The organism is Candidatus Methylobacter oryzae (assembly GCF_003994235.2).
GTDB classification, from domain to species: domain Bacteria; phylum Pseudomonadota; class Gammaproteobacteria; order Methylococcales; family Methylomonadaceae; genus Methylobacter_A; species Methylobacter_A oryzae.
Map to the genome: position 1 here is coordinate 16,573 of NZ_RYFG02000103.1, position 20,409 is coordinate 36,981.

General features: G+C 49.4%; 20 protein-coding genes and 1 riboswitch. Of the genes, 8 read left to right on the forward strand and 12 right to left on the reverse strand.

Annotation, left to right across the window (positions count from 1 at the left end; genetic code table 11):
* Nucleotides 1-155: 155 nt before the first annotated feature.
* From EKO24_RS13290 to leuC, 8 genes are all read right to left on the reverse strand, one after another.
* Nucleotides 156-2,813: an MGH1-like glycoside hydrolase domain-containing protein gene (locus EKO24_RS13290; RefSeq protein ID WP_127027518.1), complete on the reverse strand. Its 2,658-nt coding sequence runs from the start codon at nt 2,811-2,813 to the stop codon at nt 156-158.
* A gap of 420 nt (nt 2,814-3,233) precedes the next feature.
* Nucleotides 3,234-3,310, reverse strand: a riboswitch (cyclic di-GMP riboswitch).
* Between the two features lie 108 nt (nt 3,311-3,418).
* Nucleotides 3,419-6,229 (reverse strand): class I adenylate cyclase, encoded by a 2,811-nt coding sequence (locus tag EKO24_RS13295; protein WP_127027519.1) that lies wholly within the window; start codon nt 6,227-6,229, stop codon nt 3,419-3,421.
* A gap of 523 nt (nt 6,230-6,752) precedes the next feature.
* Nucleotides 6,753-6,980, reverse strand: coding sequence for a (2Fe-2S)-binding protein (locus tag EKO24_RS13300; protein ID WP_241674528.1), 228 nt, complete (start codon nt 6,978-6,980; stop codon nt 6,753-6,755).
* Between the two features lie 78 nt (nt 6,981-7,058).
* A complete protein-coding gene (locus EKO24_RS13305) occupies nt 7,059-8,603 on the reverse strand; it encodes an alpha-isopropylmalate synthase regulatory domain-containing protein (RefSeq protein ID WP_127027520.1) in 1,545 nt (514 codons plus the stop codon).
* Between the two features lie 97 nt (nt 8,604-8,700).
* Nucleotides 8,701-9,288, reverse strand: a complete 588-nt coding sequence (locus tag EKO24_RS13310) for a putative adenosine monophosphate-protein transferase Fic (RefSeq protein WP_127027521.1) — start codon at nt 9,286-9,288, stop codon at nt 8,701-8,703.
* Nucleotides 9,289-9,807 (reverse strand): YhfG family protein, encoded by a 519-nt coding sequence (locus tag EKO24_RS13315; protein WP_127027522.1) that lies wholly within the window; start codon nt 9,805-9,807, stop codon nt 9,289-9,291.
* Nucleotides 9,808-9,890: 83 nt separating this feature from the next.
* Nucleotides 9,891-10,502, reverse strand: coding sequence for a 3-isopropylmalate dehydratase small subunit (gene leuD, locus EKO24_RS13320; protein ID WP_127027523.1), 612 nt, complete (start codon nt 10,500-10,502; stop codon nt 9,891-9,893).
* 19 nt (nt 10,503-10,521) lie between these two features.
* Nucleotides 10,522-11,919: a 3-isopropylmalate dehydratase large subunit gene (gene leuC / locus EKO24_RS13325; RefSeq protein ID WP_127027524.1), complete on the reverse strand. Its 1,398-nt coding sequence runs from the start codon at nt 11,917-11,919 to the stop codon at nt 10,522-10,524.
* A 481-nt stretch (nt 11,920-12,400) separates the two neighbouring features.
* Between leuC and EKO24_RS13330 the strand changes: the two genes are divergently transcribed.
* The 3 genes from EKO24_RS13330 to EKO24_RS13340 all read left to right on the forward strand — a co-directional run bounded on the left by EKO24_RS13330 (nt 12,401) and on the right by EKO24_RS13340 (nt 14,842).
* Nucleotides 12,401-12,751: a hypothetical protein gene (locus EKO24_RS13330; protein ID WP_127027525.1), complete on the forward strand. Its 351-nt coding sequence runs from the start codon at nt 12,401-12,403 to the stop codon at nt 12,749-12,751.
* A gap of 779 nt (nt 12,752-13,530) precedes the next feature.
* Nucleotides 13,531-13,923, forward strand: a complete 393-nt coding sequence (yidD, locus tag EKO24_RS13335) for a membrane protein insertion efficiency factor YidD (protein WP_127027526.1) — start codon at nt 13,531-13,533, stop codon at nt 13,921-13,923.
* Between the two features lie 280 nt (nt 13,924-14,203).
* On the forward strand, nt 14,204-14,842 hold the full coding sequence (locus EKO24_RS13340) for a hypothetical protein (protein ID WP_127027527.1): 639 nt from the start codon (nt 14,204-14,206) through the stop codon (nt 14,840-14,842).
* A 50-nt stretch (nt 14,843-14,892) separates the two neighbouring features.
* Here EKO24_RS13340 and EKO24_RS13345 read toward each other — a convergent pair whose 3' ends face one another.
* The 3 genes from EKO24_RS13345 to EKO24_RS13355 are packed head-to-tail and all read right to left on the reverse strand — an operon-like array spanning nt 14,893 to nt 17,586.
* Entirely contained in the window at nt 14,893-15,681 is a 789-nt protein-coding gene (locus tag EKO24_RS13345; RefSeq protein WP_127027528.1) for a DUF72 domain-containing protein, read from the reverse strand.
* A gap of 27 nt (nt 15,682-15,708) precedes the next feature.
* Entirely contained in the window at nt 15,709-17,139 is a 1,431-nt protein-coding gene (locus tag EKO24_RS13350; protein ID WP_127027529.1) for an RtcB family protein, read from the reverse strand.
* A 12-nt stretch (nt 17,140-17,151) separates the two neighbouring features.
* The gene (locus EKO24_RS13355) at nt 17,152-17,586 is read right to left on the reverse strand and encodes an archease (protein ID WP_127027530.1); all 435 of its coding nucleotides are present in this window, start codon (nt 17,584-17,586) and stop codon (nt 17,152-17,154) included.
* A gap of 235 nt (nt 17,587-17,821) precedes the next feature.
* On the opposite strand from EKO24_RS13355, the gene EKO24_RS13360 reads away from it, so the two are divergent.
* Nucleotides 17,822-18,328, forward strand: coding sequence for a DUF1269 domain-containing protein (locus EKO24_RS13360; protein ID WP_127027531.1), 507 nt, complete (start codon nt 17,822-17,824; stop codon nt 18,326-18,328).
* 206 nt (nt 18,329-18,534) lie between these two features.
* On the opposite strand, the gene EKO24_RS13365 is transcribed toward EKO24_RS13360, so the two are convergent.
* Nucleotides 18,535-18,759: a hypothetical protein gene (locus tag EKO24_RS13365; protein ID WP_127027532.1), complete on the reverse strand. Its 225-nt coding sequence runs from the start codon at nt 18,757-18,759 to the stop codon at nt 18,535-18,537.
* Nucleotides 18,760-18,825: 66 nt separating this feature from the next.
* Here EKO24_RS13365 and merT point away from each other — a divergent pair, with 66 nt between their 5' ends.
* Genes merT through EKO24_RS13385 form a run of 4 tightly spaced genes read left to right on the forward strand, consistent with a single transcriptional unit; the run spans nt 18,826 to nt 20,364 of the window.
* On the forward strand, nt 18,826-19,176 hold the full coding sequence (gene merT, locus EKO24_RS13370) for a mercuric ion transporter MerT (protein ID WP_127027533.1): 351 nt from the start codon (nt 18,826-18,828) through the stop codon (nt 19,174-19,176).
* Between the two features lie 9 nt (nt 19,177-19,185).
* Nucleotides 19,186-19,476 (forward strand): mercury resistance system periplasmic binding protein MerP, encoded by a 291-nt coding sequence (gene merP, locus EKO24_RS13375; protein WP_127027534.1) that lies wholly within the window; start codon nt 19,186-19,188, stop codon nt 19,474-19,476.
* Complete coding sequence (locus EKO24_RS13380) at nt 19,473-19,694, forward strand: GDCCVxC domain-containing (seleno)protein (protein ID WP_127027535.1); 222 nt, start codon at nt 19,473-19,475, stop codon at nt 19,692-19,694. The genes merP and EKO24_RS13380 overlap by 4 nt, the downstream gene beginning before the upstream one ends.
* 25 nt (nt 19,695-19,719) lie before the next feature.
* Nucleotides 19,720-20,364, forward strand: a complete 645-nt coding sequence (locus EKO24_RS13385; protein WP_127027536.1) for a DUF3047 domain-containing protein — start codon at nt 19,720-19,722, stop codon at nt 20,362-20,364.
* Nucleotides 20,365-20,409 lie beyond the last annotated feature (45 nt).

Genomic DNA, 20,409 nt, shown 5'->3' on the forward strand with positions numbered 1-20,409 from the left:
AGTTGGCAAGAGCAATAAAGACTTGAGTTAAAGCTTTCCTGTGTTTTGGAATGCAAGCTCTGTTTGTAAAGCAGGCGAAGCTTTTGCTCCTGCTTACGCCCCTCGCCTGCGTCCATGCAGGCGAAGCCTGCACTCCGGTTTCGGGCAAAATAGGGTTAGATATTGGGTTGCAGCAGTTTCGCGACTAAGCCGGTCCAACCTGTCTGGTGCGATGCGCCTAAGCCTTTGCCGTTCTCGCCGTGGAAATATTCGTGGAATAACAGGTAATCCTTAAAGTGCGGGTCGTTTTGCAGTCTTTCATCGTGACCGTAGGCAGGTCTTCGCCCATTTTGATCTTTGCGGAATATCCGCGTCAGCCGTTTGGATAATTCATCGGCGACTTCATTCAGCGATAAAAAAATACCGGAACCGGTCGGGCATTCTATTTTAAAGCTGTCGCCGTAGAACGCGGCAAAACGCCTCAGCGAACTGATCAGCAGGTAATTGACCGGGAACCAGATAGGCCCGCGCCAGTTCGAGTTGCCGCCGAACATGCCGGTTTCGGCTTCGCCGGGTTGGTAGTAGACGCTCATCGGCGAGGTCGCGCAGCTAACTATATAAGGTTGACCTTGATGCGCGCGCGACAGCGAACGCACGCCGTAGTCGGACAGAAATTCGCTTTCGTCGAGCATCCGTTGCAGCAGTTTGTTCATCCGGTGGCCGCCAAGCAGCGACAGCAAGTGGCGGTTGCCTTTTCCGGGCACGTTCCAATCGGCGACTAACGACGCCAAATCGGGACGGTAATCGAGAAACCATTTCATCCGGCGTTTGAAGTCCGGCAGCTTATCCAGCAGTTCCGGCTCGATGATCTCTACCGCATAAAAAGGGATCAGGCCGATCATCGAGCGGACTTTAAGCGGTATCATTTTGCCGTCCGGAGAGCGCAGCACGTCATAGAAAAATTCGTCTTCTTCGTCCCAAAGGCCGATGCATTGGCATTGTTCGCCGCCGATGTTGTCCATTGCTTTGGCAATGTAGAGGAAGTGTTCGAAAAACTTGGTGGCGATGTCTTCATAGGCGCGATCATGCAAGGCCAGCTCCAACGCAATGCGCATCAAGTTCAGGCAATACATCGCCATCCAACTGGTGCCATCGGCCTGGTCGATGCGGCCGCCGTCCGGCAGCGGGGCGCTACGGTCGAATACGCCGATATTATCCAGGCCGAGAAAGCCGCCCTGGAAGACGTTGTTGTCGTCGGCGTCTTTGCGATTGACCCACCAGGTAAAGTTGATGATCAATTTGTGCATGATACGCTCCAGAAAATCGAGGTCGCCGCTGCCGTCGCTGCATTGGCATTCGGATTTATAGACTTCCCAGGCGGCCCAGGCATGAACGGGCGGATTGACGTCGCCGAAATTCCATTCGTAAGCCGGCATCTGGCCGTTCGGATGCATGTACCATTCCCGCGCCATCAGCAGTAATTGGTTTTTGGCAAAGGCAGGATCGATCATCGCCAGCGTCACGCAGTGAAACGACAAGTCCCATGCGGCGTACCACGGATATTCCCAAGTGTCCGGCATTGAAATGATGTCGGCATTATTCAGGTGCTGCCAGTCGCTGTTGCGGCCGTTATGGCGATTGGCAGGCGGCGGGACGGTTGCCGGGTCGCCGTTCAGCCATTGGGGAATGTCGTAGTAATAGAATTGCTTGCTCCAGATCATGCCGGCCAAAGCTTGGCGCTGGATCAATTTGGCATCGGCATCGTGCAAATTTGTTTGTAAGCCGGCATAAAAGTCGTCGGCTTCGGTGCGGCGCGCAGTGAACAGCGCGTCGAAGTCATGGAAAGGCTGGCGGTTTTGATTTTTACTCAGGCGCAGTCGCACTTCGACTTTGCCGTGGGCCGGAACGGAAAAACTGAAATGCCCCGCCGCTTTGGTGCCGTTTTTTTGCGGATTGATCGCGTTGAGATTGCCGTAGATGATGTAGTCATGAAACGCGTCCTTGAAATAGCCGGAAGTGGGCTGGTTATATAAACGCGGAAAATTGGTTTCGTTGTCGCAGAACAGCAGGTTCGGTTTGCCGTCGAAATAACAATGGTAGCTGCCGAGGTCTGCTTGCTGTACCAGGATGTCGTCTCTTCCGGTGGCGGATAGTGCAGGGCGGGTATCGTCGTAGCCCCAGCTCCAGGTATTGCGAAACCACAGTTGCGGCAGTATATGCAGCGGGGCAGGGACCGCGTAGCGGTTATGCGCGGTGATTAACATCAGGATGTCGTCGACGTCGGCCTTCGCGTATTCAATGAATACGTCGAAGTAACGGTTGTCGTTGAATACGCCGGCGTCCGGCAGTTCAAATTCCGGCATGTTGCGGCCGCGCTTGCGGTTTTGTTCGATCAGCTCCGTGTAAGGGAATGCCTGTTGCGGATACTTGTACAGCATTTTCAGGTAGGAGTGGCTCGGCGTGGCGTCGAGATAGTAATAAAGCTCCTTGACGTCTTCGCCGTGATTGCCTTGGCTGTTGGTCAATCCGAACAAGCGTTCCTTCAGGATAGCGTCCTGTTCGTTCCATAAAGCCAAGCCCAGGCATAGCCGCTGTTTTTCATCGCAAAAGCCCGCGATGCCGTCCTCGCCCCAGCGATAGGCTCGGCTACGGGCGTGGTCGTGGCTGAAAGAGTTCCAGGCGTTGCCGTCTTCGCTGTAGTCTTCGCGCACGGTGCCCCATTGGCGCTCGCTCAGATACGGCCCCCATGACCGCCATGCCTCCTCGCCGCTACTTTGCGCCAGCAGGCGTTTTTTTTCGGCATCGGTTTGGGGCTTATTGGGCGATGTTGTCATGCGGTTTTTTCGTTAAGAGCATCATTGCAGTAATGGTTGGCAATAATTGGGTTTGGGCAGAACTTTTTCGACCATGTCGACTGTCAATATTTTGCCGTGCCGCTCTACTACAGACTATTCGTAGCATAGCCTGTAGTAGAGCAGAAGTGATCTTTTATCGAGACTTGTTAGAGAAGTGCGGAAATGAATTAAATGCAAATGGTTTATTTGGGCAGTGTTAACACCCTCAACAAGATTAGCGATAAGAAGAGAAGCCCGTTCAAGGCCGATAACATGATACGGGCAGGACGAAAAATAAGGTTCCTGTATAACATGATTAATGCCCTCCTGTAGTAATCTGCGGCTTTAGCCGGAGATAGCTTTCCTCTTTGCTAAAAACAAAAAAGCCGAACTGCCTTGTATGACTTTTTTGCGGTCACTTTCGGCAGTCCGGCTTTCCGTTGATAGGATCCGCGACTTTCTGCGCCTGTCTCTCGGCAGGATTGGCTTTATCGTACGTGCTTGAAGTGTGCGGCAGTAATTTATAAATGTCTATAGATACAATTGCTTAAGGTGTTTTTGCGTAGGATGTTGATAGTGCCGTTCAGCTAAGCGCGAACGACGCGTTAAACATTAAACCGCTCCTCGATTCTTTGCTTGTACTTTAAATAATGAATGGTTTGCAACTGCGAGGGGTCGCTGATACGGAATGCGGTCAGGGGTAAATCTATATCGGTAATATGAATCGGGTAGTTACTTTTTCCGTTCCTGAACTGAATGATATGTTGATAAGCCGCATAAAAAACTTTATTGCCGTGCTCTAGCGAAGAAAATTCATTTTCATTGCAGTAAATGCTGTAAATAATGCCTTCATTGCTGTCTTCTCCGGTGATGCGGAGACTGAGTTCATGATTTAAAGAGGCGGCGTTCAGCTCCACTGGGTGACAGGAAAAACTGTGGTCGGCGTTTTTTTCTATTTCGTAATATTCAACTTCCGCAAAATTTTCAAGCAATGTACGGCTGATGATCGATTCCAGAAAAGTGGCGTATTGTTTTAGTACATGCGCGGCACTTGTCTTGTGATGCTGCTGGACATGCAGAGCTCCTTTCTCGTCAACGATATAAACGCTGACGTCGGTTTTATTGTCATGATAAAAAAACTGCACGACTTGCGGCTTATTGATCGAGTAAACAAGATGGATAGGGGTGCCTTCAAGCACAGACTGGTCGAAATGAATGGTGCTGAACTGCTGCTGAGGCCGGCTTAATTCGTCCAGCAGTTGTTCATCGGTAGCCAGCATTTTATAACCTAGGGTTTTATTGACCGATTGAAAAACATAATACGCCGTGCCGCCAGGCAAGATATAGCGAGGCGAATGATTTTCCTGCGGTGCGGAGAAAAGCTTAACAAAGATGCTAAATATGATCTCAACGCGGAAAGTAATGTCTCTGGCCCGGGTCGGCGAATGACAGACGAACTTTACGTTTTTCAGGGATAGCGGTTTTTGGTTGTTATTAATGATGTCTGTTAAACATTTAAACAAACCATCCAGGCCATACTCATGGTGCGTTGTAATATCGCTCCAGTTGGATAGCGAAATCCTGCTGACAGTGTGAACAAAACACTGCCGGGTTGCGCCATAACTCAGCGGGTCGGAGCGCCGTTCGCTCATAACGCATAGGCGCTCATTATCGGAAATGCCCATGTTGATAAAAACCATTGTATACAACGGGATCTTTGGGCTTTGGTAAGTCTCCAGCGGCGCGTCAAGATTAAAGTTATGCGTTAAAAAAAGATTGACCAGTCTCAAGGTCGAGCGCAGCTCCGAATCCGGCATGTTCAGCGAGTGCGAGCTGAAATTGATCAGCAGGTGTTTGTGGTAGAGGCCGTTAATCACTAGCCAGCAAAGCGTTTCTATTAAAGTCCTGCATTTATGTACCGGTTCAAAATTCGTAGCGGTAGTCATCTGTACGTATTTCAAGTACAACCCCCAGCCATCGATTTTGGCGCCAGGACTGGTCTCGACAATGGATAACGAACTTTCTTTTGAATGAACGTCGGCGTGCGTGGTAATGATTTCAATCTTACCCGGCCTTTTTTCTAAAAATGAATGAAGTTTTCTGCCGATTAACTTCAGGTCATTATTGTTTTCCTGATTTGCGGTTAAATGGTTTCTGGCGAATCCCATAATCATCCGGTAACACTGGGTTAGTTGCTGCACAATAACGGCGTGTTCGGCTGTGGCTTTTTGTATATTCCATGATTGAATCTGTTTAAGTTCATCAATAGTCGATGCCGGCCAATCCCATTTTTTGGCAATTTCCTGGATATAGTTTTCCCTGAATGTACGGGTTGCGGAATCGAGAGTTGTGTCGGAAGATCCCATGACCTTTAAATAAAAACTTTGCCGGGCCAAGGCTAATCTTTCTTGATTATTAAGATTCTGCAAATATTTTTCGACTTTCGTATAAATAAGCAAATACGGGTCGAGGTCGACTTTCATAAAGTCGCCTTGATAGATTGATTTTTTTATGTCTTGGCATAGCCATTGGGTCTGAGGAAATTCGCTGGCATAGCATTCCATCAGCAGCAATTTCAGTAAGGATTTGTGCGGTGAATATAACGCCTTATAAAGATGCCAGAGGGTTGCGCCGGTAAACTCCTCGGCCGGGACGTCTTCGAATCCGCCAAGATCGATAAGTTCGTGTTCGGGAATGAAGCGATTCGTTACAAGATGTTTTATATAGCGCGTGTAATTGCTTTCTTCGTGAGGAGGAACTACCCACCAGGCAGGGCTCTTTCCGGCGATATAAATTGCGGTTCGGTAAAATTCTTCCAGCAGCATATAGTGCTGGGTCTGGCCGCTGCTTTCAGCGGAAAGCGGCGTCTTATGTCCGAGGCGGAACTCTTTGCTGTCGATCAGGAAAAAATGCACTTCCAGCCCTAATGATTCACCCCAGACTTCCAGGGCTGTGGCTTTTTGTTGCAGTTCTTCAAGGGCATGGGGCGATAAACCGGATTGGTGGCATAACCAGATATCCATATCGCTGGTTTTTGAGAAGGCGATGCTGCCGACGCTTCCCATTAAAAACAGCCCTTCAATCGGGTAAATATGCGAGGCCAAACGGGTATAGTTGAAATTCGGCGCATACTGCTTGGCCGTATTTTGGATATGGGCGTCAGGATTGTATTCGGGTATTCCGGCCGGCGTAGTCGGAGAAACAAATCCCGGCAGCGTTGAAAAGTTGCAATGAAAAATTAAAGGCAATAATTCCAGAAAAATTCGCTGACGAGGCTGTAAAAAATCTTGAACACGTTGTTTGCGAAGCTGGTTCAAACGCTTAAACCGATGCTTGATCGATTGAAGGTCTTGCATGCTGATTTCTTCGCCGGGTGAGCCTAAATGAATGGGAGCATCTGCGTATAATCTATTCATTGTGAACGTGTTTAGTAGTATTCAGTTTATGCTGTTTGAATTGTGCTGGAGAAGTGAGGATTCAAGTTGTGAATCCCGAATAACATTCATAGCATATCAAAATTCGGTATTTTTATCGTCTCTCCTGAGAAGAAGGACTGGGACGTCTGCCGTATGGACATTGTTTCGATCACGCTAATGATATTTGTGGGCGTTTTAATCGAAATATTGATGAAATTGAGCTTCAATACAATTTTATAGCTTTTTTCTATGGTTAGTACAATTATTTTAGTGTCGAGCTGCCAAGCCGGACTAGCTTCTATAAGAAGCGGATTTTCCAATGAAAAATAATCTACTGGCACTATATCAAAGTCTTCTGAAATCAAGCTGAAAAATAACGCCGAGCCGTTGGAGGGGCGTGATGCGATATTTTACGGAAAGTCGTTATGTTGGGAGGAGGGGTATAGAGGATTCCGGCATTGCAAAGTTTCTTTTTTAAACTTTTGGCGGAAATTTGTTTTGATAGCAAGATATTTCTATCGGGCTAGTCGTTACAGCCAACGCTATTTTCGGCTAACAGCTCTATTATGGAAACATCGCAGGCCCCGCATCCCGAGCAGGCGCCGGTCATGTTGGATATTTGCTCCAGGCCGGTGACTCCATTCTTAACAAGCTCTTGAATTTGCTCTTTAGTCGTTCCGCTGCAGTGGCAAATCGTGTTCTTTTTGTTTGGGTTAACGTTATTCATGCCGTGATTTTGTGCCGCTTGCATTCATGCAATTACCGGCGTTTTGCAACAGGAAGAGGTTCTATAGCTCCTGTAAAGGAGCTATAGCAGTCTGGATGCTTTTCAAGCTTGGTTTAAACCCCGCTCGTGCAATTGCATATTGATGATTTTAAGCGCCGCTAAAATCGCAGCAAAAACCTGGTTGGAATGTACGGCGCGGGTTTTGCGCAATTCACCGTCGCAATTCCAGGTGATTACACACTCGGTTAACGCGCTGGTATGGCCGCCTTTGGGGATACGTATTTCAAAATCGGCCAGTGCGGGCATCACATAGTCATGTTCTTCCATGATCTTATTCACCGCATCGACAAACGCATCAAAGCCGCCGTTGCCGTAACCTGAAGCAAGATGCGTCGTGCCCATGACTTTGATCCGCAAACTGGCTGTCGATTCCAAGTCCAGGCCGCTGGTGATCGAGCAGTTCAGCAGTTTGATATGCTGGTAGTTTTTGCTTTCCAGTACATCGGCGATGATGAAGGGCAGGTCGTCGGTTGTGATGGTCTGCTTAGAATCGCCAAGACTGACGATCCGGGCCAGCACTTTTTTCTGGTTCTCTTCGGACAGGTCCAATTCCAGCATTTCCAGGTTCTTTTTCAGCGATGCCTTGCCGCTCATCTTGCCTAATGCGTAACTGCGGGTACGCGAGAAGCGTTCCGGTCCCAATTTGGTTTTATAGAGTCCGCCTTTTTGGTCGCCGTCGGCATGAATGCCCGCCGTTTGCGTGAAAACATCGGCGCCGACAATAGGTGCGTTGGCGGCAACGCGTTTGCCGGAAAAGTTTTCCACCATCGTACTGATGCGCACGATATGGCTTTCATTGATAGACAGCTGCATATGCATTTTGTCGCGCAACACCACGGCCACTTCGGCCATTGACGCATTGCCGGCGCGCTCGCCGAGGCAGTTGACTGTGCAGTGGATTGCATTGACGCCGGCGCGAACCGCTGCCATCACGTTGGCGGTTGCCAGTCCGTAGTCGTTATGCGGATGAAAGTCGAATTGCAGGTCCGGATAGCGCTTGCACATATCGCTGAAGCTTGAGAATACTTCCTCGGGCGACAGAACGCCGAGCGTATCAGGCAACATGAAATGACTGATGCCGGCGTCTTTCAGGTTGTCCATCAGGCCGTAAACATAATCCGGGTCGTCGTGGTAACCGTTGGACCAGTCTTCCAGGTAGACGTTGACTTTCAGGCCTTTTTCCAGCGCGTAGTTAACGGTTTGCAACACATCTTCGGTATGTTGGGCCAGCGTTTTGCCTAGCTGCACGCGGCAATGCTTTTCGCTGCCTTTAATCAGCAGGTTGATCACTTCGCCGCCGGTTTCCAATATCCAGTCGACGCTACGCGTATGGTCGACAAAACCGAGCACTTCAACGCGTCCGGCAAAGCCTTCCTGTTTTGCCCATTCGTTAATGTTCGTGACCGCTTCTTTTTCACCTTCGGAAACACGAGCGGAAGCCACCTCAATGCGGTCAACCCGCAGAGATTGCAATAAGGCTTTGGCAATGCTGACTTTTTCGACCGGCGTGAAAGAAACGCCCTGGGTTTGTTCGCCATCACGCAAGGTGGTGTCCATCAGCTGGATGTGTCTGGAATCGGTGGACATGGTTGTCGCCTGTGATTTAATTTTGGTTTGTTGGTTTCAGTGGTGTAGGGAGTAGCTATGTAAGGTATATAGGTGTGTAGCGTTGAATACGCTAAGGTTACCGAATCTTTAGCACCCTTTCAAAAATATCCGCTAGGCGTTGAGAATCAACGTAAACGCTGTCGATGCTGGCATTGATCCATTCTTTCTGAGAAATGACTGACCAATCTAAAGCATAGCCGTTATAAGCAGCCAAATGCTCAAAAAATAAGCGTTGGACGCGGCCGTTGCCCTCTCGAAATGGATGTATCATGTTGAACTCTGAGTAATACCAAGCAAGTTTCTTTACAAAATCGCTATATGAAAGATTTTGTAAATAGTTTTCATCTTTCAATTTGTTGAATAACTTCCCAATCTCTTGGCTAATGCGGGGAGCAACACAAAATAACGTGCCGCCTTTTGAAATATTTACATCGCGAATTTGTCCCGCCCAATCATATAACTCGGAAAACAATGCGGCATGAATGTGCTGGAGATATTGTAAATGGTACGGCGGTTTGGCGTTTTTAATATTATGCGCCGATATTTTGGTTATTTCTCGCTCCGCTTCCTCGAAAGTTTTTTCGTCAGTTATCCCTAGTTTATTTTTTAATACGGCTGTATTCGGGTAACAATAATGGTCATTGCCTACATCGTATTTATCCATTTATTGTTTTATCCGGTATTTATCGATTACATCGGCCATTTTTAAGGCTGGCATATCATTCAGCTGTATGCCTTCCAGCCTGGAGCTATGAATAAAGTTTTGAATTTTATTTGTCTCAAAGATTGCCGATTTATCAATTACGTCGCGGTTCCTAAATGCTACAACGATGGATTTTAGGCTTATTTCAAGTTGCTTCCAGCTGCGGGCTTTGATTTGTACGCCTAAGAGCGTAGATATTTTTTTTTTAGCTTCGTGAAATGAGCCAAGCTCTTTAAGATGCTTATTTTCGTCAAGAAGAAATATCAATTTCTCAATATTGTTGTTCACCACAAGCGATAGGCCGCTAATTCTTTTTAAGAGTTGCTGCCAACTGTTACTTTTGAGGCGAATTCCAATTCTTTTTTCAACACTAAGTCTGACTTCGGCGTAACTGCCAAAAGACTTTAATGTCTCAATATCTTTAATTTTATTAAGATCCGGAAGTATTGAGCTTGTGTTCTTAATGATTTTCTCTTGCATATTGGCTAATCCAGGTCGTCAAAAACGCTGCAACCGGCGTGGATTGGGCTGGCAATAGCCAACCTAATCCACGAAAATAACCCCTAGGCCCAAAGCCAAGGAAAATTTTGCTTGTGCTGTTGTTCATACTGGTCGATCTTGTCGGCATGTTTTAACGTCAAGCCGATGTCGTCCAGACCGTTCAACAGGTTTTCCTTGCGGAACGGATCGATTTCGAAGCTGAAACCGTTGCCGCCGGGCGTAGTCACTTGCTGGTTTTCAAGATCGACGGTAAAACACACGCCTTCGTTAGCGGCGATTTCCGCCATCAATTTATCCAACTGTTCCTTACTGACTTTGATTGGCAGGATGCCGTTTTTAAAGCAGTTGTTATAGAAAATATCGGCATAGCTGGTCGAAACGATCGTGTTAAAACCGTAATCGGCAATCGCCCAAGGCGCGTGCTCGCGTGAAGAGCCGCAACCGAAGTTGTCGCCGACGACCAGGATTTTAGAGCCTTTGAACGCCGGTTTGTTCAGTTCGAACTCAGGGTTGTCGCTGCCGTCGTCGTTAAAACGCCAGTCGTGGAATAGGTGTACGCCAAAACCGCTGCGTTCCACTTTTTTCAAGAACTGCTTAGGGATGATCTGGTCGGTATCGACGTTGCTGCGGTCCATCAACGCCGCGATGCTTTCGTGTTTTTTGTACGGTTCCATAATTTTATTCCGGTCAATCTTATAGTTTGCGAATATCGACAAAGTGGCCTGCTGCTGCGGCGGCCGCTGCCATTGCCGGCGATACCAGGTGCGTGCGTCCGCCTTTGCCTTGGCGGCCTTCGAAGTTACGGTTCGACGTTGAGGCGCAACGTTGGCCTTGGGTCAATTCGTCGCCGTTCATCGCCAGACACATCGAGCAGCCGGGCTCGCGCCATTCCCAACCGGCATCGGTAAAGATTTTATCCAGGCCTTCCGCTTCGGCTTGTTGCTTAACGTGATAAGAGCCGGGGACCGCAATCGCAGTAACGCCTTCAGCTACTTTGGTGCCTTTTGCGACTTCGGCGGCAATCCTGAAATCTTCGATACGGCCGTTGGTGCAAGAACCGATAAACACGTAATCTACCTTAATGTCGGTTATTGGCGTGTTCGGCGTTAAGCCCATATAAGCTAACGCGCTTTCGCAAGCTTTGCGTTTGGTTTCGTCGGTAAAGCTTTCCGGTGCAGGCACAAGGCTATCGACGCCGGCCACTTGTTCAGGCGACGTGCCCCAGGAAACTTGCGGGGCAATGTCGGCTGCCTCGATGACCACGGTTGCGTCGAATACTGCGCCTTCGTCGCTAGGCAGCGTTTTCCAGTAAGCCAAGGCCTGATCCCAGGCTGCGCCGGACGGCGCAAACTCGCGGCCTTTCAGGTATTCGTAAGTTTTTTCGTCCGGAGAAACTAAGCCGGCTCTGGCCCCGGCTTCAATCGCCATATTGCACAGGGTCATACGGCCTTCCATCGACAGTTCGCGGATCGCCGAACCGGTATATTCGATCACATAGCCGGTGCCGCCCGCGGTGCCGATTTTGCCGGTAATTGCCAAGGCAATATCTTTTGCGGAAGCATATTTAGACAAGTTGCCGTTGACGACGACTTGCATGGTTTTGGATTTTTTTTGCGGTAGCGTCTGGGTTGCCATCACGTGCTCGACTTCGGAAGTGCCGATGCCGAAGGCCAGCGCACCGAAAGCGCCATGCGTTGCAGTATGGCTGTCGCCGCAAACGACGACCATGCCGGGATGAACGAACCCATGCTCAGGTACGACAACATGAATAACGCCGTTATTCGGGTTTTTCATGTCGTACAGGTTCAGGCCGTTTTCGCGGCAGTTTTCAGCCATTGTTTCGATCTGTTTTTTGGCAATCGGATCGGCGATAGGCAGGTTACGGTTTTTGGTCGGTACGCAATGATCCATCGTAGCAAGAATGCTGTGCGGATTGCGCACCTTGCGGCCTGACATGCGCAGGCCTTCAAAAGCCTGTGGGCTGGTGACTTCATGCATCAAATGCCGATCAACGTAAAGCAAAGGAGCCTGTCCAGCCTCGTCGACGACAAGATGGCTGTCCCAGATTTTTTCGTACATAGTCTTTTTCATAGCGTATTCCAAAGCGTGCATAGCATCTCTATATCGAGAGTATGGCGTGTTACAGAGTCAATCGAAAGCATAGTAAAGCTATGCAATAACTGGCTATTATCCTCTAAAAGAGAGGTGGTTTGCAATTTGCTAGAAATAGTCCTTATAACTTGCCCGTTTACTAGATCAAAAAGAGCATTGTTCAATTAAAACAAACAGTGATTGCAAGGGGTGTTAAGAATTTAGGTTTAAATGCCGGAATATATCGTTCAGAGAGGAGCAAGGCTTTCTTGTCGTTAACGAATGCTTCTTTAAGCTAAATTAAGCGGCTGGATTTTGGTATACTGCCGAGCATTCGGTTTCAGCTTACTGTTGAGCGAAACTCATTGGAAAAGTTCTAAAACTGCGGGTACTTGTTAGCTCCGGTCTTAGCTAGAAGAGCATGCGTATTATTTAGAATATCAACGCCGCCCGGCGATTACGTTTTAAAGGAAGAACTACATTGAAAGTTGTTAAAGTGCCTAGTCCAACCCGCCTGTTATGCGGCGGCGCGCTTGCGTATTGGTTGTCGCATATTATCAATCCCGCATTTGTTGCGATTGCTGTCATGATCGTGCTTTTTATACCGATTTTTACAACGGACTATTTTTCCGATCAACTTGTTGAAGCCCATGTGCCCGCACCGCTTCCGCAACCGAGTTATTCGGATCATCAGTTAGTCCAAGCGCCGGATGAGCATAAATTACTGCTTCCGGGTAAGTCCTCTTCCTCGCTAGGACTATTAAATAGCGATAGTGAAAATCAAACTGAGAATAAACCGGCGGATAGCCGGAAAGTTATATTGACGCGTTAAGCATTGAAAAATGCTTCGGTTTCAGTGGCTGGACGCTATCTCAATCGCAGTAGTTCTAATGACGCAGAGGCGCGCATCGGCAGCAAAAGAATCGCCTCTAGTCTTTATCCACCTGTGTTCAGGGCGTCCTACCCAAGAAACCCGTCTCTATAAGTACTTAAGCGTATTTACATCGCGAGCAAACCGGAGATAATTCGCTGTGAATTCAAAACGATTCTTCATGTTTTGAATTCTTTTTCTCCCCTTGGGTTATTTATAATGCTCTCATTAGGTTAGGAGGGCATTCTTTTTGCCCAAACCGGTCCAAGACGTTTTATACCCAAAGGGCATAAGTAGGGTTTGAGCGGACGCGCTGCTCAACTCAGCTTTATACCCAAAGGGCATAAGTTTCGTTTGAGCAGGCAAGCTGCTCAACTCAGCTTTATCTCGCACATGCTCTTTCTTTCGATATGTTAATTGCCGCTTTTGCAGATTGCCGGAAAAAGCCATCAGTGCCGGAGCATAATTCATATTATCCTGCCAATAATCTTGATCATTTGCCTTAATGCGTAATCCACAAAGCTTGATCGGGATCTCCTTCGGCGAAATTTCCGAACGGCGGTTATGAGACCAAGTTATATCTTGGGGATTTATGTCTGATATTCGAGTGGAAAATTGGATGGACCTTCTGCGCGTTCTTTACAATCTTCCGCTTAACGAGAACACGCATAGGCGGTATAGATCAAATTTTGTCTATCCGTGTAAGATTAGAATCTCATATACCTCTACAAGGATGGTCAATGTTAAACCGCTCACTTGCCGTTGCTATTACCGGCTATCAAAAATATATCTCGCCTTATAAAGGATTTTGCTGTGCGCACCGGGTAAAACATGGGGGAATCTCCTGTTCGGAGCATGTAAAACAAGCTCTGCTGCATCATGGAATATGGCTGGCTATTCCTGACATTAAGCAACGCTTCCACGAATGCAAACTGGCGGCTTCGGCGCTTAATGCCGGCAATAATGCCCACGGCCGTGCGCGCGGTAGGGAGCGCAACAGAAGCAGGCGGCAAGAAAAAAACAGCATTCTGGACAATTGCGACTGCTGTATCGATTTAATTCCTTCCGAAAGTTGTAGTCCGCTTGAAGCCGTTGGCGGAGGCGTTGATGCCTGTTCTTGTACGCCTTGGTAATAACAATGCCATTCCGACCGGCAAAATTAAAGGCAAGGCTAAACGCATTCCGGCACAGTGCTGCCGAAACACGCCTGTGTGTTTCATAGCGGGAATTAGGGTTCCGGTAATTTCAGACGCGTTACCATTGGGCAGCAGTGGACACTGCGTTTGCAATTAAGAGACTGATTTATCAGGCATAAAAAGGATTTTTCGGCAACATAAAAACTAGTCACCGGTTCAAAAAAAGGTTACATTTTTGACGCTGTAAAACTTTCACAGAACAAAAGGTAACTAAATAATGAATAATAAAAATAAAGTGCTATTTTTGGCTGGAGCAACATGTTCTTTTCTGTTGGCGGGGTGTAACTCTGCCGGTTTAGGGGAGGGACTTCTTAAACAATCGCTTAATCCCGCTACATCTACTGCGCAGGCACCGTCTGCTGCGGGCGGTTCGGCGGGTTCCACCGAAGCTGTGACCTACAAAAATAACGATCGCAATTTTTCTTTTACCATACCTGCCGGTTGGTCGAAGCAAAGCGGCGACGTCAATTCAGATGCCGTTCTATTTATGCAGGAGCCTTTGAGTAAAACCTGTAGCTTCCAGTTCAATATGACCAGGATGCAAACGGACTTTCCTGCGGAAGCTTCGGTTAAGGCGTCTTTAGACAGCGCCAAAAAAGACATTAAGATTGACAAGAACCTTTCCGCCAAGCGCCGCGACGAGTCGGGAATGGAAAACGGCAAAAAAGTACGTTTTACCCGCGGTTGGGAGCTTGTTGAAAAGGGCAAGGCGGGGGGCCATCAACGCATTATCTATCAAGCTTACGATCGTCAGAATTATTACATCAACATGATGGCGGCTGCGAACACCGAGCATTTTGAAGAATGCCGCCCGACTTTACAAAAAATCATAGACTCAATCAAATTCGGCGCTTAACTAATCCTGTTGTCCTTTCAGACCTTCGAGGTTTGTAAAACCTGGAAGGTCTACATGCCGGCATGCTTTTCACCTATCACTGGGAAAATGCCAAATGTTCGCCGCATGTTCACGTCATAGGATTTGAGCCGGGCTTGCAAAGCCAAGGCGTTAAAAGGCGCCGCGCACTCAGCGGTATTATCGAAATAAACATGCACCTCCTTGCCTTCGTCGTTCCACCTGCTGATGCGCTCGGCCCAATAGCTCAATTCAGACTCGCTGTAGCAAGAGACGTAAGTTTGCGCGTGTCCGTGCAAGCGAATATAGACCAGGTTTGTCGTGACGCGATCCCAGATCGGCCACGTTGCCGCGTCCGATATACAAATTGCAATGTCCGCTTTAGCCAGACAATCGGCCGTTTGATCGTTAAACCAGGACGAATGCCTGAATTCTATGCTGTGGCGCACTTTTGGCCATTGTTGCAACGCGTCGATAAACTGTTTTAGCAGGCCGGAATCTTTCTGCAATGAGCCGGGCAATTGCCACAGCACGACAGCCAGCTTATCGCCTAAAGCTTCGGCATGACTTTTCTCGATCACTATCGACGGTAAGGGATTAAGCAGTTTCTTGCGATGCGTTAAATAGCGATTGGCTTTTAGTGCGAACCGGAAAGTGGACGGCGTTTGATCCAACCATCTTTTAAAAGTATCGGAACTTTGCAGGCGGTAAAAACTGCCGTTAATTTCTACCGCGGCAAAATGTTCGGCGTAGAATTCCAACCAGTGTTTTTGGGCACTGCCTGAGTAAAAACGTTGCCGCCATTCCCGATAGCTCCAGCCGCTGGTACCGATGAAAATCACGGTCCCTTTGCCTTTCGCCCTGCGCCTTTAGCCTTTTATACAAATCACCGGCTCCAGTTTGGCGACTTTCCGCGCCAGCCCGGCCCGGTCTGCGACGTCCACGACCACGCTGACATCTTTATAAGCTAAAGGCGCTTCTTCGGCCACGCCGCGCATCGACGGACTGCGGATAATAATGCCTCGCGCGGCCAGTTCATCGACCAGCGTTCTGCCTTGCCACCGTTTAGTCGCCTGGCTGCGGCTCATAGCCCGCCCGGCGCCGTGACAGGCCGAGCTGAACGAGCGTTGTTCGCCGTCTTTGGTGCCGCACAGCACATAAGAACTAGTGCCCATAGAACCGCCGATCAGTACCGGCTGTCCGGTTTCGCTGAATTGTTCCGGTAAATCGGGATGGCCGGGGCCGAAAGCGCGGGTTGCGCCTTTGCGGTGAACATACAGCGATTTTTTTTGGCCGTCGATCATGTGCTGCTCGACCTTGCAAGTGTTGTGCGAGACATCGTAGAGCAGGCCGAGATGGATGCCCGGAAATACCGTTTCCGCAGCCTGCCGGGTTAAATGCGTGATGATTTGCCGGTTCGCCAGCGCGCAATTGATCGCTGCCCGCATTGCGCCGAGGTATTGCTTTCCTAACGGCGAATTTAACGGTGCGCACGCCAGTTCGCGATCCGGCAAGCTGATTTGATATTTGGCCGCCGCCATCGCCATGTCCGTTAAAAATTCGCTGCCGATTTGATGTCCCAAACCTCGGGAACCGCAGTGAATGCTGATCACCACGTCATCGACGCGTAAACCGAAAACCTTCGCAACTTCGTGGTCGAAAATCTTCGCGACCCGCTGTACTTCCAGGTAATGATTGCCTGAGCCCAACGTGCCCATTTCATCTTTTTGCCGTTCGCGGGCTTTCGGGGAAACATAACGGGCTTCGGCGCCGGCCATGCAGCCGCGTTCTTCGATTCGCTCCAGATCCTGTTCCTCGCCGAAGCCTTGCTCGAGCGCCCATTGCGCGCCGCCGGTCAACATGCCGTGCATGCTGTCGTGATTCAAATGTATCCTGCCCCTGCTGCCGACGCCGGCAGGAACCGTGCGGTACAGCGCATCGGCAAGCGCCTGTTTATGAGTCTGTAATTGATCCATCGTCAGTCCGGTCTGCAACGTGCGCACGCCGCAAGAAATATCGAAACCGACGCCGCCGGCCGACACCACGCCGCCTTGATCAGGGTCGAAAGCCGCAACGCCGCCGATAGGAAAACCGTAGCCCCAATGCGCGTCCGGCATTGCGTAGGCCGCATCGACAATGCCCGGCAACGTTGCGACATTGGCGAGCTGTTCGTAAACTTTCCGGTCCATCGCTTCCAGCAGTTGCGCGTCGGCATAAATCACTGCCGGAACGCGCATCCGTCCTGTGGCTTTAATTTCCCAGCAGGTTTCGTCTCGTTGAATGAATTGGCGGGTATCCATCGCATACTTCCTCTAAACATCGACAACACACTGGGCAACCCAGGTGCCGTCAGCTTGTTGATAGACGCGCAGTTCGGTCAGCGTCGCGCCTTTTATTTCCACGGCCGGTTGGTGTTTTTGCGGATCGACGGCTTCGCCGTAAGCGATTGCGGATAACGTGTCTTCATCGATAATCACCTCGAAACGATTGAACAGCACACCCTGTGTAGACATTTCGTACACCAGTTCGTTGATCCAGCTGGCCAGCAGCATGTCATTGTCGGATGCTTCACACGAGATGGAGATGACTTTCGACGGCGAGACCAAGTCAAGGTTGGTAACGGCAGCGGTCATCGCGATAGCGGCCTGCTCGAACGCTTGCTCCAGCGTAGGCGCAATGCCGCGTATGCCGATGTCCGCTTCATGCTCAAAATGTTCCCAGCGGGGGAGTAGCGGTTGGCTGTTCAAAGGATGTCCTCATTTTTATAGGTGCAGAGCGATTCTGCCAAGAAGTTCATACAAGCGTTATAGCAGGATGTTGAGAATATACTATCGATAAAACCCGATATATACGTAGTTTAACCGATTGAAAGCTAATCGAATCGATTTATCATGCCGGTAGTCGCCCCGCGCCGAAAGTTAATCCCCGCTCTCATTGGACTTCATCGTCAATGTGAATATCGCTATTAAAGAGGAGAACGCCGTGAGAAGAATCTATTTTTTAGTTCCGGATATTGCTATTACCCACAAAATCGTCGATGAACTCCGGGCAGAAGGCATAGAGGAGCATCATATTCATATTCTGGCGAAAAGAGATACGCCGCTAGAAGGCCTGCCTGAAGCCGGCGTCAGCATAAAAACGGATTTTATTCCCGCCGTTGAGCGAGGCATCGCATTAGGCGGAAGCACCGGCTTGTTGGCCGGTTTGGTCGGCTTGCGTCTTGCAGGCTTTGCGATTGCGGGAGGATCGTTGTTGGGCGTAATCATAGCCGGGGCAACAATAGGGTCGATGATGAACGGCTTGATGGGCATGAATTCCGGCAATACCCGGTTAAAGAAATTCGAAGACGCGATCGAGCAAGGCGAACTGCTGGTTCTGGTCGACATACCCAAGGAGCGTATCGAGACGATCAAACAGCTGATCGTAAAACATCATCCCGAGGCGGATTTCGAAGGCGTCGAACCGATTCTGCCGCCGCCGATACCGTAATCTCGCTGCTAATGGCTTGGCGTTTTTTGTAAAGAATCCTGTTCTTCCTGCGATACGCACATCTCGTAATCTTGGACAGGAAATAGCGTCTGGTTTCCGGCAAACCGCTGGCTACCAATAGTAGCTAAAAGGTACAGCCGCGCCGGTGCTTCAATGAGTTTAAGGATTCGAACATTTCCGTCAGAGTTTTTTCTGCAATGCTGAAATCAATGGGCATTTCGACTGGTCCGGCAACGGGGAATCAGCTCCTGTAGGGCCAGTTCGATACGGCTCTGAACATCGGTGAGTTTGTGCCCGGCCGATTCATCACATTGGCCTCCGTCGGCCGATTTTAGCAAACCTGCCACCTCGTTAAGGCTAAAGCCCATGCGTTCGCAGAGCCGACTCCGGCTTCTTTTGCCAATCGTCAAGTTATCTACGGTTTTATTCACGGTTATTGACTCCGTACTTGAATACGGAAGTAAGCTGGCGGCAGTTTTGTTTATGCGAGAAAATCCATGTCTGAATCACAACATAGCCGGCTCTTTCTGATTATCGGCGGATTGGGAGCCATTTTTTCCTCCCTTTGCTGTCTTGGGCCGCTATTATTGCTGGCACTGGGCTTTAGCGGCGCGTGGTTAGCCAATCTGACTGCACTGGAACCCTACCGGCCTGTTTTTATCCTCATTTCATTCATCGCACTGTTTTTTGCCTGGCGGCGTATTTTTCGCTCGCAGTCCAATTGCCAATCCGGCGAAGCGTGTGCCTCAACATCGGATCGCGGGCGGCGCGCCGTTATTTTTTACGGTGTGCTGGTGCTGGCTTTGTTAGCGCTGGTTTTTCCTTATCTTCTTCCTTTATTTTACTAGGCGGTTTTTATGAAACGATGCTTTGTTATGCTGATCATGGCTTTCGCTGTTAACCCGCCCGTATGGGCGGCATCCCGGACCGTTGCGCTGGCGATACCCGGCATGACTTGCGCCGCCTGTCCTATCACGTTAAAAATAGCGCTTAACCGGGTAACGGGCGTGACTGCGGCGACGGTTAACTTTGACAAGCGCCAGGCCATTGTGACTTTCGACGATGCCAAAACCAATGCCGAAGCACTGGTTCGCGCTACCGGCGATGCCGGTTATCCATCCACTGTCATTGAAGGAATTACACAATGAAGCATGTCATTTTGGAATCCACACTGATTTGCCCGGAGTGCGGGTTCAGTAAAACCGAACAAATGCCCACCGATGCCTGTCAATGGTTCTACGAATGCCAGGGCTGCCATAGTTTACTAAAACCAAAGCCCGGAGATTGCTGCGTGTTTTGTTCTTACGGCAGCGTCGCTTGCCCTCCGGTTCAAATGCAGGGGAAACATTCGGGATGTTGCGGTTGATTGAAAAAGGGATTCGAGGTCGAACATGAACAAATTGTTGATCGCATTTTTAACCGCTTTAACGATGCAGCAACTTGCCGCCGAACCCCAAGTGCCGCTTGGCGAATTCAGCCGTAACCGCCTGGATGGCTGGGAGCGCAAGAGTTTTAAAGGCGAAACCCGCTATCGGCTGCAAACGCTGGATGGCGTTGTTGTACTGGCAGCCGATAGCCAGGCTTCAGGTTCGGGACTGTTCAAAGAACAGCGCATCGATCTCGAACAGACGCCGATCTTGAATTGGTCCTGGCGCGTTAGCAACCGCTTGAGCGGCTTGAATGAGCAAAGCAAGGCCGGCGACGATTATGCGGCCCGTATTTACGTCATCATTAACGGCGGTCTGGCGTTTTGGCAGACCAAAGCGGTTAATTACGTCTGGGCCGGCAATACCGCAAAGGATACGGTCTGGCCTAACGCCTTTGCAGGCAACCATGCGATGATGATTGCGGTGCGCGGCCCGGAAGCGGCGCCGAATGTCTGGCATAGCGAAAAGCGCAACGTCCGTGCCGACTTGAAAAATCTGTTCGGCGAGGACTTCAACCATATCGATGGCGTAGCGTTGATGACCGATACCGACAACAGCAACGGACAGGTTTCCGCTTTTTACGGCGATATTTGGTTTTCCAAGGATTAAGGACATCGCTTGTTTTGATTGACTTGCATGAGGGCCCGGCATTTT